Consider the following 1,258-nt stretch of genomic DNA (forward strand, 5'->3'; position numbering starts at 1 on the left):
ACCGGGAATTGTAGCAGAACGATTGCCGCCAGCGTTACGGAAGGCCGCAGAGTTATTTTATGCCGACCCCGAAGAATTACGTGAACTTACGGTTCCATACTTTTCAGAAGTCAAAGACGAACACCTGCGGTTTTATCCTAAAAGAGCAATAGACGGTCAGTTTGGCAGGTCTGTAGAGAGATTCACTGAGATAAATGGCGAACTCCCTATCAATCAATATAGCAGGAACCACGGTAACGCCTTCGTGCGGGAACTTCTTGAGACAGTCGCACCAGCAACAGTGAAGCGCTACCTCAATCAGATCAGGCCGGTATTCAACACGGCTATTAGGGAACTCGGTGTGCGGATGGAAAACCCGCTTTCGGGCCTAATTATCCCCGAAAAAGACTCTAATTGGGAACCGAAAAGGTTGCCTTATTCCTTGGAAGAGGTTTGGGCAATTCAACAACGTTGCATGGAAGTAGATGATGAGCGTCGCTGGCTTATTGCAGCACTTTCAGACACAGGTGCTCGTATGTCCGAAATAGCAGGACTACTGCGCAAGGATGTTTCCCTTGACGCGGAAACTCCGCACATAATGTTGACGCCAAATAGGATCAGAGGCGTTAAAACCAAGTCTTCAGCTAGGCTGGTTCCGCTTGTTGGTGTTTCGCTTTGGGCGGTAAGACGTGCTGTGGCGGCATCTGACGGTGAGTACCTTTTTCCCAAGGTAGTCAAGAACGGAGACTTCAACAAGAATTCCGTATCGGCCACTTTGAACAAATGGCTTAAAGATCAGAAACTTAGGGGTGAAAAACAATCACTCCATAGTTTGCGTCATTCCCTTAGAGACCGCCTGAGAAACACCAATTGTCCGCCAGACGTTATTGATCGAATAGGCGGCTGGAAACGCGATGGTGTAGGCGAAGGCTACGGCCTTGGGCATGAGTTGTCCGTGCTTAAAGGCCATCTGTCAGTGATGCTTAAATCTGAAGCTGCCTTAGGAAAGGAGATTCCCCCCCTGATCCCACGAGAAACCGAGTAATCAAATCGCCCAATCAAAACAAAAAAACCTGACTACCAAAGGCACAAGACAATGAATTCAGAAAACCAAGTGAACCGGGAAATGTTTCAGATGCTAGAAAACGTGATGTCCAAAGGCGGAATGCTGGATATGTCCGACATGAACAGCCTGTGGCGACTTCTAAGCGATCTTGGTTCCGAATTGACGGTTGATCCTCGACCTAGGCCAGTTCTTAGGGTGGTGAAATAAAATGAC

Annotated in this window: 1 protein-coding gene; it reads left to right on the forward strand. The window is 48.1% G+C overall.

All coding sequences use genetic code 11. The annotated features are described in order from the left end of the window. On the forward strand, positions 1-1,024 hold a 1,024-nt coding region (locus AC2FLZ_RS21945), incomplete at its 5' end, for a tyrosine-type recombinase/integrase (RefSeq protein ID WP_496882793.1). Between the last annotated feature and the right edge of the window lie 234 nt (positions 1,025-1,258).

The organism is Ruegeria sp. YKSF131 (assembly GCF_059612645.1).